The 15,916-nt window shown below is 55.2% G+C and carries 14 protein-coding genes and 1 pseudogene; 6 read left to right on the top strand and 9 right to left on the bottom strand.

The features are described 5' to 3' along the window. Positions 1-344: 344 nt before the first annotated feature. The 3 genes from QN378_RS20935 to QN378_RS20925 all read right to left on the bottom strand — a co-directional run bounded on the left by QN378_RS20935 (position 345) and on the right by QN378_RS20925 (position 3,235). Positions 345-1,214 (bottom strand): ATPase, encoded by an 870-nt coding sequence (locus tag QN378_RS20935; RefSeq protein ID WP_323550723.1) that lies wholly within the window; start codon positions 1,212-1,214, stop codon positions 345-347. Positions 1,215-1,292: 78 nt separating this feature from the next. Continuing rightward, complete coding sequence (locus tag QN378_RS20930) at positions 1,293-2,285, bottom strand: NAD(P)-dependent oxidoreductase (protein ID WP_322205310.1); 993 nt, start codon at positions 2,283-2,285, stop codon at positions 1,293-1,295. A 50-nt stretch (positions 2,286-2,335) separates the two neighbouring features. Continuing rightward, entirely contained in the window at positions 2,336-3,235 is a 900-nt protein-coding gene (locus QN378_RS20925; protein WP_322205311.1) for a LysR family transcriptional regulator ArgP, read from the bottom strand. A gap of 134 nt (positions 3,236-3,369) precedes the next feature. Between QN378_RS20925 and QN378_RS20920 the strand changes: the two genes are divergently transcribed. The 6 genes and pseudogenes from QN378_RS20920 to QN378_RS20895 all read left to right on the top strand — a co-directional run. Beyond that, a complete protein-coding gene (locus QN378_RS20920; protein WP_322205312.1) occupies positions 3,370-3,972 on the top strand; it encodes a LysE/ArgO family amino acid transporter in 603 nt (200 codons plus the stop codon). A gap of 257 nt (positions 3,973-4,229) precedes the next feature. Next, positions 4,230-4,826, top strand: coding sequence for a superoxide dismutase (locus QN378_RS20915; protein ID WP_322205313.1), 597 nt, complete (start codon positions 4,230-4,232; stop codon positions 4,824-4,826). A 304-nt stretch (positions 4,827-5,130) separates the two neighbouring features. After that, a complete protein-coding gene (locus QN378_RS20910; RefSeq protein ID WP_323550722.1) occupies positions 5,131-7,182 on the top strand; it encodes a putative bifunctional diguanylate cyclase/phosphodiesterase in 2,052 nt (683 codons plus the stop codon). A gap of 172 nt (positions 7,183-7,354) precedes the next feature. Continuing rightward, positions 7,355-8,689 (top strand): imelysin family protein, encoded by a 1,335-nt coding sequence (locus QN378_RS20905; protein WP_323550721.1) that lies wholly within the window; start codon positions 7,355-7,357, stop codon positions 8,687-8,689. A 47-nt stretch (positions 8,690-8,736) separates the two neighbouring features. Next, positions 8,737-10,149 carry a di-heme oxidoredictase family protein gene (locus tag QN378_RS20900; protein ID WP_323550720.1) on the top strand — a complete coding sequence of 471 codons (1,413 nt, stop codon included), beginning with the start codon at positions 8,737-8,739 and terminating at the stop codon, positions 10,147-10,149. A gap of 76 nt (positions 10,150-10,225) precedes the next feature. Further along, positions 10,226-10,383: pseudogene (locus QN378_RS20895) on the top strand (imelysin); the annotation flags it as partial. Positions 10,384-10,505: 122 nt separating this feature from the next. On the opposite strand, the gene QN378_RS20890 reads toward QN378_RS20895, so the two are convergent. From QN378_RS20890 to QN378_RS20865, 6 genes are all read right to left on the bottom strand, one after another. After that, entirely contained in the window at positions 10,506-10,715 is a 210-nt protein-coding gene (locus QN378_RS20890) for a hypothetical protein (RefSeq protein ID WP_322205317.1), read from the bottom strand. A 308-nt stretch (positions 10,716-11,023) separates the two neighbouring features. Next, positions 11,024-12,301 carry a HAMP domain-containing sensor histidine kinase gene (locus QN378_RS20885; RefSeq protein ID WP_322205318.1) on the bottom strand — a complete coding sequence of 426 codons (1,278 nt, stop codon included), beginning with the start codon at positions 12,299-12,301 and terminating at the stop codon, positions 11,024-11,026. Next, positions 12,291-12,974, bottom strand: coding sequence for a two-component system response regulator ColR (colR, locus tag QN378_RS20880; protein ID WP_322205319.1), 684 nt, complete (start codon positions 12,972-12,974; stop codon positions 12,291-12,293). The genes QN378_RS20885 and colR overlap by 11 nt, the downstream gene beginning before the upstream one ends. A gap of 164 nt (positions 12,975-13,138) precedes the next feature. Beyond that, the gene (groL, locus tag QN378_RS20875) at positions 13,139-14,782 is read right to left on the bottom strand and encodes a chaperonin GroEL (RefSeq protein ID WP_322205321.1); all 1,644 of its coding nucleotides are present in this window, start codon (positions 14,780-14,782) and stop codon (positions 13,139-13,141) included. Between the two features lie 51 nt (positions 14,783-14,833). Further along, entirely contained in the window at positions 14,834-15,127 is a 294-nt protein-coding gene (locus tag QN378_RS20870) for a co-chaperone GroES (RefSeq protein WP_020292988.1), read from the bottom strand. A gap of 254 nt (positions 15,128-15,381) precedes the next feature. Beyond that, on the bottom strand, positions 15,382-15,864 hold the full coding sequence (locus QN378_RS20865; protein ID WP_322205322.1) for an FxsA family protein: 483 nt from the start codon (positions 15,862-15,864) through the stop codon (positions 15,382-15,384). Positions 15,865-15,916 lie beyond the last annotated feature (52 nt).

Here is a 15,916-nt window from a genome sequence, read left to right as displayed (position 1 = left end):
TACGCCGAGTCGCCTTCAACCGCGTACAAGTCGAAGTCGAGCCTTTAGGCCCGTATCTGGGTAAATCAAACGGGCACCACTTCCAACAAACCAAGGACTCGAAGCAATACATCGAACGCTTCGGCATTCCGTATGGCAGTTGGTAGCCCCCGGTCACCCTCTCAACTCTTGCATTCACAACCCCGGAGAAACAAATGAAAGGAATTATCCTACTCGTTTCAGCTCTATCCCTGGCCTCCTGCTCCCATGCTGATAACGCGCCATCCAACGATTTAATCAGCCTGGAATAAAAATCCCGGCTCGCGAGAGTCGGGGATTTGTTACGTTCGCCTAATAGGAGTGGATCACTGCTTGGCAGTAATCTGCTGCTGCAAATTCTGAATCTGGCTTTGCAGGGTGTTGATGTTGCGTGTGACCTGACCTCGAAATGCATCAAACTCGGCGGTGCTTGCACTGCCTTGAGCGGAACCGGTTGGACGGTTGTCCTGTTGGCTCTTTAGCACCAGTAGCTCTTGCTCAAGACGGTCAATGGCCACACTAGGGTTACTCTGCTTTTTCAGCGCGGCCACGTCAGCACTCACGGTTTTTAACTGCGCATCCAGTAGTGCCTGAGCCGATTGAATGGCTTTTGAATCGGGTTGCGATCCCTTCAACGTATTCAATTCACCCGTCAGGCTCTTCACCTGATCCTGTAATTGAGCGTTGGCCGTCTGCAACTGGGTAGTTTGCGCCGACATTTGCTGCAGGCGCTTATCTAGCCCACTTTGTTGGCCCGCGACACCTTCCTGCTGCTTGCTTTGATCGTTTAGTTTGCTTTCCAGTTTTTGCAATTGCAGCTTCATCGCTTCACTGCCATTGGTGGCAACCGATTCCGTTGCGACCACTTTGCCGGAGATATCCTTGAGGCGCCCGGCGGCGTCTTCACTGATACGCGCAAAGCTTTCCTGGGTCGCTACAAGCTGTTGCTCCATCAATGAGGTCTGCTGAAAACTCCACCAGGCGAGTCCAGCGAAGGCAATGAACAAGGCACCGACCAACGCCCAGATCGGACCCGTATTGGCGCGCTTGACCACTACCGCAGGCGCGGTACGCGAGTACGGAATGTTGCGATCCCGCGCGCCACCAGCGGCGGCGGGTACAAAATCATCATCCTCGTCGTCTTTGGCGCTGAGGTGCGGCACATCATCGAAGTCGTCGTGAGGATCGTTACGCATGGTTAAACCTTCATGGGACGCGGAGTCAAAAATGGACTGCAGTATAACCACTCCAATCGCTCGCTAAGCCGACCGGGGTCATTTCGATTGTTGTGCCTTCCACCAGCCACAAAATTCGTCGAGTGCCGCCCATAGGCTGACACGGGGCTCATAGTCCAAATAAAGCCTGGCGCGGCTGATGTCCAACGTGAAATCTTTGCTCATTACCTGCATACCCAACCGCGACAATGTCGGCTCTGGACGACCCGGCCATAGAAAGCAGGCGCCCTCATTTAAGGCAGCAGCACTGTAGGCAAGGCCGTAAGAGCGATAACGAGTGACAGGCGGCATGTCCATTTGGCGCATCACGTAATTCACCGCATCCCACAAGGGCACTGGCGCACCATTGCTGATGTTGTAGGCTTTGCCCAGCGCCGAATCCGCCGCCAACAAGCTGCTGAAGATGGCGTCGTTGAGGTTCTGGATGCTGGTGAAGTCAACTTTGTTTAAGCCATTGCCGACGATCGATAACCGCTTTTTTTGCTGCATGTTTAGCAGTCTCGGGAAGATGCTGTTGTCGCCTGCGCCGGTAACGAATCGCGGACGCAAGGCAATGACTTCAAGACCGAACTCTTCAGCCCCGAACACCTTTTGTTCAGCCAGGTATTTGGTGGCGGCGTAGTGATTGTTGAAGTGCTTGGGCACCTGTTCTTCTTTGATGTCCAGGTGAGAGCGACCATCGAAATAAATCGACGGCGAAGAGACATGCACCAAGCGTCGCACGTGCTGTTTCAGGCAGCCTTCGACAACGTTTTCAGTCACCTCAACGTTGCCCTGCTGAAAGACCTGGCGTCGGCCCCACACACCCACCGCGCCAGCACAATGCACCACGGCTTCGACGTCCTGACACAACCGCTGGACTAATTCGGGATCGGACAAATCACCCTGAATGAATTCCGCACCCCGACGCACCAGGTGCTCGACGCCCTCGGCGCGACGACCATTGACCCGCACGCTCAAACCCTGCTCTAGCGCGAAACGTGCGAAGCGTCCGCCAATAAAGCCGCTTGCGCCGGTGACCAGAATCTTCATTTACCGCTCCGTTAGCTGTGTGTGCATGACAAGTGCAGATAGAAAGACGTTCATGGCGAGTCAAGCGGCACGAGCCATTCGCCAGCGCGGCGCGTCAGAAGCTCGGTCAACTGCGTGAGCAACTGACCACCATTGCGCCAATGATGCCAATACAGCGGCACATCAATGGGCTGACCCGGCAGTAGCTCGACCAGCATCCCGCGCTGTGTCTGATCGCGCACTTGCACTTCAGGAACCAAGCCCCAACCGAGTCCGGCCTCAATCATGCGCAAGAACCCTTCGGACGACGGGCACAAGTGATGCTCAAAGCCACCGTCCACGCCCAGTGACGCCAAGTATCGATGCTGCAGAAAATCGTCAGGACCGAAGACCAGCGCAGGCGAACGTACCAGTCGCTCTGCCGTGACACCCTGCGCAAAGTGCCGCGCGATAAACGCGGGACTGGCCAGCGCACGATAGCGCATGGCGCCGAGCAATACGCTACGAGCACCGGCGACCGGCCGTTCGCTGCCACACAGACAGGCCGCGACTTCCCCGGCCCGCATGCGCTTGAGTCCGACATCCTGATCTTCGACCACCAAGTCCAACAATAGGTGCTGTTGCGCACAAAAGTCCCCCACAACAGCCGCCCACCAGGTCGCCAGGCTGTCGGCATTCAGCGCAATGCGCAAGCGCTCGGGCATGCCTTCATCGTCTAACGCCGGAACCTGGCTTTGCAGATCGCGCTCGAGGAGCCTGACCTGTTGCACATGGTTGAGTAGCCGTCGGCCTATTTCTGTCGGGGAAGGCGGCGTGGCGCGAATCAGCACCGGTTGTCCCACCCTCGCCTCGAGCAGTTTTATCCGCTGTGACACGGCCGATTGCGACAAACCAAGAACTTGGGCTGCCCGTTCAAAACCTGCCTGTTCAATCACAGCTGCCAATGCCGACAGTAATTTGTAGTCGAACATCATTTTCTCTAATGAGCGATCAGTAATATTTGTTTTTCTTATACAGGCTTGCACCCCACACTTGCCAGACAAAACCGCGATAGCGGTCGTCGGCACCGACTATGCGCAAGAGTTAAGATCAGGAGCAACATCGCATGTGGCAAAGCTATCTCAACGGTCTGCTCGTGGCAGGTGGATTAATCATGGCCATCGGCACTCAAAACGCCTTTGTTCTGGCACAAAGCCTGCGCCGTGAACATCACCTGCCCGTGGCCGCCCTGTGCGTTGTGTGCGATGCATTGTTGGTCGCTGCTGGGGTGTTTGGACTGGCGAACCTATTGGCGCAAAACCCGACACTGTTGGCCGTTGCTCGCTGGGGCGGGGCTGGCTTTTTGCTGTGGTACGGCAGCCAAGCGCTGCGTCGCGCCTGTTCTTCGCAAAGCCTGCAACAGAACGAAGAAACCGGTCTGCGCTCAAGGCGTGCGGTGCTGCTTAGTGCGTTGGCGGTCACGCTGCTTAACCCGCACGTGTATCTGGACACCGTGCTGCTGATCGGCTCACTCGGCGCGCAACAGACCGTGCCTGGCGCGTATGTCGTCGGCGCCGCTAGCGCTTCGTTGCTATGGTTCACCACATTGGCAGTTGGCGCCGCGTGGCTCGCACCATGGCTGGCAAAACCCGCGACTTGGCGGTTACTGGACTTGCTAGTGGCGGTGATGATGTTCAGCGTGGCTGTGCAATTGGTCGTGGCGCGTTGAGGGTTAAAGAAGAAATTCTTGAGCCTCGCAAAGAAAGCCGTTATTGACCGCTTGCGCCTCATCAATATCATCAATTCCCCGACGAGCCTTTGGAACCTATATCCCACACAGTTGTTGCGTGGTTATGGGTCAACCCCGGTGCTATGATCCAGACCCTGCGTCGTGGAGGGTACAAACTCCCCGGCGTATGTTTTTTTGTCTGGCCGCCCGTGATCGGCCTTGCGCTCACCGCAACTGACCTGATTAGGAGATTAACCATGGCTTTTGAATTGCCAGCGCTGCCTTACGCACACGATGCTCTTCAGCCGCACATTTCGCGTGAAACACTGGAATTCCACCACGACAAGCACCACAACACCTATGTCGTGAACTTGAACAACCTGGTGCCTGGAACTGAGTTCGCAAGCAAAACCCTGGAAGAAATCGTCAAGAGCTCTTCGGGTGGCATATTCAACAACGCTGCTCAAGTCTGGAACCATAGCTTTTATTGGAACTGCCTGGCGCCAAATGCTGGCGGCGAACCTACCGGCGCTTTGGCTGACGCCATTACCGCTACGTTCGGTTCTTTTACCCAATTTAAAGAAGAGTTCAGCAAGACCTCCATCGGCACCTTCGGTTCCGGCTGGGGCTGGCTGGTGAAGAAAGCCGACGGTTCCCTGGCCTTGGCCAGCACCATCGGCGCCGGCAACCCGCTGACCAGTGGCGACACGCCGCTGTTGACCTGCGACGTATGGGAACATGCGTACTACATCGATTACCGCAACGTGCGGCCGAAATACGTAGAAGCGTTCTGGAACCTGGTCAACTGGAAGTTCGTTGCTGAGCAGTTCGAAGGTAAAGCCTTCACTGCCTAAGCCACGCGCCAGCAAGAAACCCGGCTAACACCGGGTTTTTTTTCGCCTGAAGTCCGCTCTTTCCTTTATTGTCTCCCTGCAATAGCGCACTAATATCAAATCTCCACGATTTCTCACAGCCGCTCTAAAGTTCCCTAGGCATATGACCGACACAGTAGGGACAGCCCTACCCCGGTATTCTAAAAAGCGTTAAGGGCGGCATTCGCATACGAGCTCTTTGGCTGCGAAGCCTCTTTCACAAGCAGATTTGTTCGCCAACACGCGTAGACGGTCGCGCGCCCAGCACGGATCAAGGAATAACCATTTGAAGCTGGAACTTAAAAACAGCCTGTCGGTGAAGTTGCTGCGGGTAGTACTGCTTTCGGCGCTGATAGTAGGTGTGGTATTGAGTTGTGCGCAGATCGTCTTCGATGCCTATAAGACTCGCCAAGCCGTCGCTCACGATGCGGAGCGTATCCTCGGCATGTTCCGCGACCCTTCGACGCAGGCGGTCTACAGCCTGGACCGCGAAATGGGCATGCAAGTCATTGAGGGCCTGTTTCAAGACAGTGCCGTGCGCAAAGCGTCTATCGGCCACCCCAATGAAACGATGCTTGCGGAAAAATCCCGTGATTTGCAACAAACCTCCACCCGTTGGCTGACCGACTTGATTCTCGGTCAAGAGCGCAGCTTCACCACCCAACTGGTAGGTCGCGGTCCTTACAGCGAGTACTACGGCGACCTACGCATCACCCTTGATACCGCGACCTATGGCGAGAGCTTTATTGTCAGCTCGGTGATCATCTTCATTTCTGGCGTCTTACGCGCCTTGGCGATGGGCTTGGTGCTGTATCTGGTCTACCACTGGCTGTTGACCAAACCGCTGTCAAAAATCATCGAACACCTGACGAACATCAATCCAGATCGGCCCAGCGAGCATCTATTACCTCTGCTTAAAGGCCACGAAAAAAACGAACTGGGCATTTGGGTCAATACCGCAAACCAACTTCTGGCATCCATCGAGCGCAACACCCATCTGCGTCACGAAGCCGAAAACAGCCTATTACGCATGGCGCATTACGACTTTCTCACCGGCCTGCCTAACCGCCAGCAATTCCAACAGCAGCTGGATAAAATTCTTGTTGACGCCGGCCGCTTGCAACGACGCGTGGCTGTATTGTGTGTCGGCCTGGATGACTTTAAAGGCATTAATGAACAGTTCAGCTACGAGACCGGCGATCAACTATTGCTGGCTCTGGCAGACCGTTTACGCGGCCACAGCGGACGCCTAGGTGCTTTGGCGCGCTTGGGCGGCGATCAGTTTGCGCTGGTGCAGGCCGATATCGAGCAGCCCTATGAGGCCGCCGAGTTGGCGCAGAACATTCTCGACGACCTTGAAGCGCCCTTTGCCTTGGATTTGCAGGAAATTCGCCTGCGCGCCACGATTGGTATCACGTTGTTCCCGGAAGATGGCGATAGCACTGAAAAACTGTTGCAGAAAGCCGAGCAGACGATGACTCTGGCCAAATCTCGTTCGCGCAACCGTTACCAGTTCTATATCGCCAGCGTTGACAGCGAAATGCGTCGCCGCCGTGAACTTGAAAAAGACTTGCGCGATGCCCTGTCACGCAACCAGTTGTACTTGGTGTATCAACCGCAGATCAGCTATCGCGACAACCGTGTGGTCGGCGTTGAAGCGCTTTTGCGCTGGCAACACCCGGAACACGGTCTGGTACCGCCGGACCTATTCATCCCCTTGGCCGAGCAAAACGGTACGATCATCGCGATAGGTGAATGGGTGCTTGATCAAGCCTGTCGACAATTGCGCGAATGGCATGACCAGGGTTTCAGCGACTTGCGCATGGCCGTCAACCTATCCACCGTGCAACTGCACCACGCCGAGCTGCCAAGGGTGGTCAATAACCTACTGCAGATCTACCGGCTACCGCCCCGCAGCCTGGAATTGGAAGTTACCGAAACCGGCCTTATGGAAGACATCAGCACCGCTGCTCAGCATTTGCTGAGTTTACGTCGCTCCGGTGCGCTGATCGCCATCGATGATTTTGGCACCGGTTATTCTTCCCTCAGTTACCTCAAAAGTTTGCCGCTGGACAAAATCAAGATCGACAAGAGCTTCGTACAAGACCTGATCGACGACGATGACGATGCGACCATTGTTCGCGCCATCATCCAGTTAGGCAAAAGCCTGGGTATGCAGGTGATCGCTGAAGGCGTGGAAACCTCGGAGCAGGAGGCTTACATCATTTCTGAAGGTTGTCACGAAGGTCAGGGCTACCTCTACAGCAAACCGCTGCCCGCCCGCGAATTGCTGGTTTATCTCAAGCAGGCGCAGCGCCTCCACGAAGCGTCGATATAAAACAAACGCCCTAATAACTGCCAGCAACCGCTCGCTGGCGGTTACATTGTGTAATGACATGTAACCAATTTTTGCCCTCTTTCCTCTTACGCCAACTGACAATCTTTCGCATCATGATGCAGCTTTTCTAAGTGCTAACGCGTTCTATTCTCTTCCGATGCAGGATCCCGTCATGATTCGTATGCCCCTGGCAACAGCTAGTCTGCTGGCCATCGCTGTCTCTCTCGCTGGCTGTGGTGAAAGCAACGACAAAGTTGCCGCTGCAAAAGCGTCTTCTCCGGTTCCCGCTAATGCTAGATCAGCCACTGCCGTTCAACTCGACGACGCGGCTGCCAAGGCGGTGGTCGCTAACTACACGAACATGATTTTTGCAGTATTTAGCGATGCCGAATCAACTGCCAAACACCTGCGCAAGTCAGTCGACTACTTCTTGGCCAAGCCCAACGATAAAAACCTAAAAGCTGCCCGAGCAGCCTGGGTCGCTGCACGCGTGCCCTACATGCAAGCTGAAGTGTTCCGCTTCGGCAATACCGTCATCGACGACTGGGAAGGCCAAGTTAACGCCTGGCCTCTGGACGAAGGCCTGATCGATTACGTCACCGCCGATTACCAGCACGCATTGGGCAACCCAGGCGCGACCGCCAACATCATCGCCAATCCACAGATTCAGGTCGGCGAAGACACCATCGACGTCAAAGAGATCAGCGCTGAGAAACTCGCCAGGTTCAATGAGCTGGGCGGTTCCGAAGCAAACGTGGCGACGGGGTATCACGCCATCGAATTTTTGCTATGGGGGCAGGACCTGCACGGCACCGATGCAGGCGCTGGCGAACGCCCTGCTACCGATTACATTGAGGGCCCTGGCGCTACCGGGGGCAATAACGACCGTCGTCGCGAATACCTCAAAGCGGTGACTGATCTACTCGTTACCGACCTTGAGACCATGGTCAACAACTGGAAACCTGACGTCGCCGATAACTACCGCGCCAGGCTCGAGGCTGAGTCAGGCAAAAACGGCTTGCGCAGAATGCTGTTTGGCATGGGTAGCCTATCGCTAGGCGAACTCGCCGGTGAACGCATGAAAGTTGCATTGGAAGCAAACTCAAGCGAAGACGAGCACGACTGTTTCAGCGACAACACTCACCACTCCCACTTCTACAACGGCGTGGGTATTCGCAATGTTTACCTGGGGGAATACATCCGGGTGGACGGCCAAAAAATCAGCGGCCCGAGCTTATCTTCATTGGTTGCCAAGATCGACGACACGTTAGATGCAACGCTGAGGTCCGACTTGGACGGCACACAGGCGAAGCTGCAAATGATTGTTGACCGGGCCAATAACGGCCAACACTTCGATCAGTTGATCGCGCCTGGCAACACTGAAGGTAATCAAGTAGTGCGCGACGCCATCGCTTCGCTGGTCACCCAGACCGGCGCGATTGAACACGCCGCGAGCCGGCTGGGCATTACTGACTTGAACCCGGAGAACGCTGAGCATTCGTTTTAATTAATTCGTCCACCACCCGCCCCAATATCAGCTCTAACAGGATATTTATGTTTTCGTTTCGCCCTTTTCTGCCCTCCACTCTGGCCATTCTGTTGAGCGCCTGTGACGACGCTCCGCGCTTCACCCACGCAGAACCGGGGGAGGCGTTGTCCGGCGGAAGCGCCACGGTTAAGAAGACGGATCGAAACGCTTTTTCTATGCCGTCCGCCAACCTCTCACCGCTTCGGCGCCTGGATTTCAGCGTCGGTAACAGTTTCTTTCGTAACCCTTGGGTCATTGCACCGTCGACCACCGCTGCCCGCGATGGATTGGGGCCGCTGTTCAACACCAACGCCTGCCAGAATTGTCACATTAAGGACGGTCGCGGCCATCCTCCAGCAGCGGGGGCGGTCAATGCAGTGTCGATGTTAGTACGCCTGTCGATCCCCTATGACCCTGCGTTTGCAGCGCTTATCGAACGTACCGGCGTGTTACCCGAACCTGTTTATGGAGCTCAGCTGCAAGACATGGCCATCCCCGGCATTGTCGCTGAAGGTAAAGTTCGGGTTGAATACGAAGTGTTGCCGGTAACATTTTTCGACGGCACTCAGGTCTCATTGCGTAAGCCGACGCTGCAGGTCACTGACCTGGGCTATGGACCAATGCATCCGCAGACGCAATTCTCTGCACGCATCGCGCCACCTATGATTGGGCTGGGTCTGCTGGAAGCCATCCCTGAGGAGGCGATTTTGGCGCAGGCCGATGCGCAAGTTGCCGACGGAAAAGGCATCGCCGGACGCCCCAATTGGGTGTGGGATGACGTAAAACAGGACATCGTCCTAGGACGCTTTGGCTGGAAAGCGGGACAACCAAGCCTTGATCAGCAAAACGCCCATGCCTTCTCTGGCGACATGGGCCTGACCACAAGCCGTAAACCCGCCGACGACTGCACTCTCGCACAAACCGACTGCCGCCAGGCAGCCCATGGCGGCAGACCAGAGGTCAGCGACAACATCCAGCGGCTGGTTCTATTTTACAGTCGCAACCTCGGCGTTCCGGCTCGACGAGACGTGAACAGCCCATTGGTAACGGCTGGCAAAAACCTGTTTTATCAAGCTGGCTGTCAGCATTGCCATACCCCTCAATTCACCACCGGTGCAAGAGCCGCAGAACCTGAGCTGGCCAATCAAGTCATTCGCCCCTACAGCGATTTGCTATTGCATGACATGGGCGAGGGATTGGCCGACCACCGCAGTGAATTTCAGGCCTCGGGGCGGGACTGGCGTACCCCGCCGCTATGGGGCATCGGCCTGACCGAAACAGTCAGTGGCCATACGCAGTTTCTACACGACGGCCGCGCTCGAAACCTGCTTGAGGCGGTGCTGTGGCACGGCGGCGAAGCACAGGCCGCACAACAACTCGTACTCGGATTCGATGCAACTCAGCGTGCCGCATTGCTGGCCTTTTTGAACTCGCTTTGATGTCGCACTCAGACTGACAAATACAGGAGCCGGACATGTTCCGACCCAGAGCATTACTCACCGCCCTCACCGCCCTAAAGCCCGTTATTGCTTCTACTGAAAGCCATCGCAGCGCGACAAAAAAACCTCGCCGACAGTACCGATGGCATGCTCGCGCAGCTAAGCACCTTTCCCAAGCAACGCTACTCAGATGCTCATGAAACCATCGCCGAGCTGCTGAGCGTGCAGGTCACAGAGACAACAGCGACGGCCAGCACTTTGCTGTGGTTTACCGTCTGGACGGTAAACCCATATTGGCCACCCCAGTCGGTCAACGCTGTTGTGCCTTGGCGCCGGAAGACGAGATTCAACGCGCCCTATTGGGTCATACCGTACATGAATAACAACAAATCATGATTCGGCTTAGTCAACTGCTCGACCTTGGCTATGCGCGGTATGGGGCAATGCCCCATACCTGCCTCTGAAGTTAATATCCTCGGACCAGGTTGTTCCCACACTGTGAGCGCAAGCGCCGCAACCCCAAGCGCTCCAACCAAAAACAAACCTCGGGTAATTTCGAGTTTCATAACTTAAACCTTTGATAGCGCTGCCAAACACATTCCCGTAAAAATAGACCAGTTCCAGTCACTCTGTTTCGTTGAACGACGAATGGCGGGGCACTCTAACGTCGTGAGGAGCGCACTATGAACAGTTCGGCGACTTAAGAAGACGGCGCAAACGTGCAATTCGCGCACGGCGTCGTAGAGAGAGGGTTATTGCGCAAATCTGACACCGTCAAAAATAAAAGGTTCGAAGTTAAAATCAGTCGGGCATTGAGAGAGCGCAAAAATCGGTGAACGGCCAGACTGTTAAAAGCCACTCAACGGCCATTTTGTTAGGTGGATGATTCAGCTAATACCACATGGAACCGGCAGCCATTGGGCGCCATAGTGCTGAGGCTTACGCTCCAGCCTTCGTTCTCGCAGATCCGCTGGACCAGTGATAGCCCAAGTCCTAAACCTTCGCCACGCTGCTCATTACCACGCACAAACGGTTGAAACATAGCCTCGCGTTTTTCTTCGGGAATACCGACACCGCTGTCTTCAACCACAAACCCATTGGTTTCCAGGCTCAAACGGATAAACCCGTGGTCAGTGTAATGCAGGGCATTGCGTAGCAAGTTACCCATCACCGCCAACAGAAAAGTCGTGCTGTAAGTGGCTTGAGAGGGATTACCGGGTTCGAACTCCAGAGCCAAACCTTTACGTTCGATGGGATCGCGCCACAGCGTGATGAGCTGATCAGCCACAGCGGCCAGAGAAATTTTCGACGCCCCAGCTTCTTCGCGCTGAGTGCGAGCCAGCATAAGGAAGGTTTGTACCAAATCGCGCATTTCTTCACAGGCGCGGGCGATTCGTTGCACTTGAGTTCGGGCTCGAAGATCGAGGTTAGGGTTTTCTAACAACAACTCACAGGAACTGGCAAGCACCATCAACGGCGTGCGCAGCTCATGACTCACGTCGCTGGTGAACAGGCGCTCGCGGGTCAGCGCCTGACGCAAGCGACCCAGGGTAGCGTCAAAAGCCGTTGCAAGTTCCCCCACTTCATCTGCGGCGTAGTCTGGCGCCAATGGTGGCGCCAGCCCCAGCAACTGGTCGCGATGACGAACCTGTCGGGCCAAACGCACAACCGGTGCCATTACCCGACGGGCCAATATCCAGCCCAGGAATACAGCCAACGCCAGGGCCAGGACAAACCCCACCAGCACGACGGCAAACAACACCCGCTCACGCTCTTCAAAATCGCTTTGATCCTGCAAAAGCACGTAACGTCGGCCGTCGACGATTTCGACCATCGCGTGATAGGACAAGGTTTCACGGAAGACCTCATGAAACCCCGCAGCCAGATGCCGCAAATCCTTGGGCAGTGCAAAGTCACCACGGCCATTGCTGTAATAAAACAATTGATCCGATTCGGGGCGATGAACCCAGTCGCTGACGCTGTCCATCATGAGCAGACGGTTAAGATCCCCGCCTAGCCCCGAGGAAATTAATTTCTCTTCTACCAGGTGAACCGTTGCAACAATACCTAGTGCGAAAGACCCTGCCACCAATGCACTCATCAACGCAAAAGCGATGATGATCCGCTGGGCAAGGCTTTGCTTAAACTCCATCACGACCCTCGGCCAAGCGATAACCCACGCCGTGCACCGTTTGTAACAAAGGTTTGGCGAAAGGCTTGTCGATCACCTGGCGCAACTGATGCACGTGACTTCGAAGGCTGTCGCTGTCAGGGCAATCGTCACCCCACAGCGCCTCTTCAAGAATTTCTCGGCGTAGTACATGCGGACTTTTTTGCATTAATACCGCTAGCAGCTTGAGGCCTACCGGGTTGAGTTTGAGCAGACGCCCATCGCGGCTGACTTCAAGGGTATCGAGGTCATACTCTAGATCGGCCACGGTTAATGTACGTCGACCGCCTCCTTGGGCACGACGTAATACCGCTTCGATACGAGCGGCGAGCTCAGACAAGGCAAAGGGTTTGAGCAAGTAATCGTCGGCGCCGGAGCGGAAGCCCTGCAGCCTGTCATCCAATTGGTCGCGAGCCGTTAGCATGATTACCGGTGTGTCGCGGCGCGCATCTTCGCGCAGACGCTTGCACAGGGTGTAGCCATCAATGCCGGGCAGCATGATGTCGAGCACAATCAGGTCGTAATGTTCGGTGGCTGCCAAATGCAGACCGGAAAGACCATCTTGCGCGCAATCGACGGTGTATCCCTTCAAACCCAAGTAGTCAGCCAGGTTTGCCAGAATGTCGCGGTTGTCTTCAACCAGCAGGATTCGCATGAGGGTCTCCGTATGCAGTTATGGCCTTTGAAGCTGGCGCAGCTTAAGGCGTCGTGACGCGTTCGACCAGCCTTAACGGTTGAATTGAGCTTATGCTCATCCCAAACATAAAAAACCCCGCAAAAGCGAGGTTTTTTTGGGTCTAGCGTAGGGGTAAAGCTGGCTTACATCATGCCGCCCATACCACCCATACCGCCCATATCTGGCATGCCGCCGCCAGATGACTTGTCTTCAACTATTTCAGCAATCATCGCTTCGGTGGTGATCATCAAGCTGGCAATCGACGACGCCGCTTGTAGAGCAGAGCGGGTCACTTTAGCCGGGTCAAGAATACCCATCTCAATCATGTCGCCATACTCGCCGGTAGCAGCGTTGTAACCGAAGTTACCCGAACCCTGCTTGACCTTGTCGACAACAACACTCGGCTCGTCACCGGAGTTGGCAACGATCTGGCGCAATGGAGCTTCAACTGCGCGACGCAGCAATTGGATACCAACGTTCTGATCAGCGTTGTCGCCTTTCAGGTCGCTGATGGACTGCAGAGCACGAACCAGTGCTACGCCGCCGCCAGGTACAACGCCTTCTTCAACGGCTGCACGGGTTGCGTGCAGGGCATCTTCAACGCGGGCTTTTTTCTCTTTCATTTCAACTTCGGAACCGGCGCCGACTTTGATCACTGCAACGCCGCCGGACAACTTGGCCAGGCGCTCTTGCAATTTTTCTTTGTCGTAGTCAGACGTGGTGTCCGCTACTTGCGTGCGGATCTGAGCAATACGCGAGTCGATGTCCGAACGAACGCCAGCACCGTCAATGATGGTAGTGTTTTCTTTGTTCAGTACAACGCGCTTGGCGTTACCCAAGTGTTCCAGGGTAGCGGTTTCCAGGCTCAGGCCGATTTCTTCGGAGATAACAGTACCGCCAGTCAGAACAGCGATGTCCTGCAGCATGGCTTTGCGACGGTCGCCGAAACCTGGAGCTTTAACAGCTGCAACTTTCACGATACCGCGCATGTTGTTCACAACCAGAGTCGCCAAGGCTTCGCCTTCAACGTCTTCAGCAACGATCAACAGCGGACGGCCAGCTTTGGCCACTGCTTCCAGAACTGGCAGCATTTCGCGGATGTTCGAGATTTTTTTGTCGACCAGCAGAATCAGCGGGCTGTCCAGCTCGGCAACCATGGTGTCTGGCTTGTTGATGAAGTACGGGGACAGATAACCACGGTCAAACTGCATGCCTTCAACAACAGACAATTCGTTTTCCAGGCCAGTGCCTTCTTCAACGGTGATTACGCCGTCTTTAGTCACTTTTTCCATAGCTTCGGCAATGATGTCGCCGATGGAGCTATCGGAGTTAGCGGAGATAGTACCCACCTGAGCGATTGCCTTGGTGTCGGTGCACGGCTTGGACAGCTTGCGCAGCTCAGCAACGATAGCGATGGTCGCCTTATCGATGCCGCGCTTGAGGTCCATTGGATTCATGCCGGCAGCTACAGCTTTCAGGCCTTCGTTTACAATGGACTGGGCCAGAACCGTAGCAGTAGTAGTACCGTCGCCTGCGTCATCGTTTGCACGGGAAGCAACGTCTTTAACCAACTGTGCGCCCATGTTTTCGAAGCGGTCTTTCAGTTCGATTTCTTTAGCAACCGACACACCGTCTTTGGTGATCAGCGGGGCGCCGAAGCTTTTCTCGATGATAACGTTACGGCCTTTAGGCCCGAGGGTCGCTTTAACTGCGTCAGCCAGGACGTTTACACCGGTGAGCATCTTTTTGCGAGCCGAGTCGCCAAACTTAACTTCTTTTGCAGCCATGATCGTTATTCCTTAAATACTTTGAAGTAATGGGAAATTCGCGGGGAGGACTCAGGCTTCGACGACTGCGAGAATTTCGTTCTCGCTCATCACCAGCAGGTCTTCGCCGTCTACTTTCACGGTGTTGCTGCCGGAGTACGGGCCGAACACCACCTTGTCACCCACTTTCACAGCCAGCGCACGCACTTCGCCGTTGTCCAGCACGCGGCCGGTACCTACAGCAAGGATCTCGCCACGGTTAGGCTTTTCAGCAGCCGAACCTGGCAAAACAATACCGCCAGCGGTTTTAGATTCTTCTTCGCTGCGACGGATTACGACGCGGTCATGCAGAGGACGAAGCTTCATTGTCGATCTCTCCTAATTATGGTTTAAACATCCCGGTGACGACACCGGTGAGGTGGAACATCCGGCTCGGCCGGTCGCGATTCGACAAGCGAAACGCAGAATACGGTCTGATGAATTCATCAGAAACCTTGCGGTGACCCATACATAAGGGCGAGCAAGTTGATTACAAGGCTTGAGGTGTATTTTTTTTGCTATCCGTAAGACGGCTATAACGAAGAAAACAGTTGAATAGTCCCAAACCGAACGTCGCGTGATTACTTATCGCGGTGTTCGAACTCACCCTCTATGACGTTCGGCGAACGATTACCCGGCGGCGACATACCTGGACGGCTCAGGCCATCACCCGCGTAAGGGTCATCGGCAAACGCACGCTGGCGCGTCGCTTGAGCCTCTGCTCGCGTACGCAGCTTATTAACCAGCACCCGACGCGTGATCGGCAATAGACAAATGACGCCTATAACGTCGCTGATTAGGCCGGGCAGCAACAACAAGCCACCGCCGACGGCAATCATCAACCCTTCAAGCATCTCCTGAGCTGGCAGTTCGCCCCGTGAAAGGCTTTCGCGAGCGCGCAACGCAGTCGCAAATCCCGCCACACGAATCAAGAACACGCCCAGCATCGAACTGGCGACGACCAGCAAGATAGTGGGTAAAAAACCGATGGCCATGCCAACTTTGATCAGAACGAACAATTCCAACATCGGGAACAGTACAAACAGCACCATAAAAACGCGCATCAATGAATTCCTCAAGGGAAGATGGCTGTCAATAAACCTATGTGGCGTCGCA

The sequence above is a fragment of the Pseudomonas sp. 10S5 genome (assembly GCF_035019745.1).
GTDB lineage: Bacteria > Pseudomonadota > Gammaproteobacteria > Pseudomonadales > Pseudomonadaceae > Aquipseudomonas.
Note: the sequence above shows the minus strand (reverse complement) of the source record. Positions and strands in the feature narration are given on the sequence as shown.

Coding starts and splice junctions, on each gene's coding strand:
- QN378_RS20935 (WP_323550723.1), bottom strand. CDS start 1,214: ATGCGTAACGATCCTCACGACGACTTCGATGATGTGCCGCACCTCAGC.
- QN378_RS20930 (WP_322205310.1), bottom strand. CDS start 2,285: ATGAAGATTCTGGTCACCGGCGCAAGCGGCTTTATTGGCGGACGCTTC.
- QN378_RS20925 (WP_322205311.1), bottom strand. CDS start 3,235: ATGTTCGACTACAAATTACTGTCGGCATTGGCAGCTGTGATTGAACAG.
- QN378_RS20920 (WP_322205312.1), top strand. CDS start 3,370: ATGTGGCAAAGCTATCTCAACGGTCTGCTCGTGGCAGGTGGATTAATC.
- QN378_RS20915 (WP_322205313.1), top strand. CDS start 4,230: ATGGCTTTTGAATTGCCAGCGCTGCCTTACGCACACGATGCTCTTCAG.
- QN378_RS20905 (WP_323550721.1), top strand. CDS start 7,355: ATGATTCGTATGCCCCTGGCAACAGCTAGTCTGCTGGCCATCGCTGTC.
- QN378_RS20900 (WP_323550720.1), top strand. CDS start 8,737: ATGTTTTCGTTTCGCCCTTTTCTGCCCTCCACTCTGGCCATTCTGTTG.
- QN378_RS20890 (WP_322205317.1), bottom strand. CDS start 10,715: ATGAAACTCGAAATTACCCGAGGTTTGTTTTTGGTTGGAGCGCTTGGG.
- QN378_RS20885 (WP_322205318.1), bottom strand. CDS start 12,301: ATGGAGTTTAAGCAAAGCCTTGCCCAGCGGATCATCATCGCTTTTGCG.
- colR (WP_322205319.1), bottom strand. CDS start 12,974: ATGCGAATCCTGCTGGTTGAAGACAACCGCGACATTCTGGCAAACCTG.
- groL (WP_322205321.1), bottom strand. CDS start 14,782: ATGGCTGCAAAAGAAGTTAAGTTTGGCGACTCGGCTCGCAAAAAGATG.
- QN378_RS20870 (WP_020292988.1), bottom strand. CDS start 15,127: ATGAAGCTTCGTCCTCTGCATGACCGCGTCGTAATCCGTCGCAGCGAA.
- QN378_RS20865 (WP_322205322.1), bottom strand. CDS start 15,864: ATGCGCGTTTTTATGGTGCTGTTTGTACTGTTCCCGATGTTGGAATTG.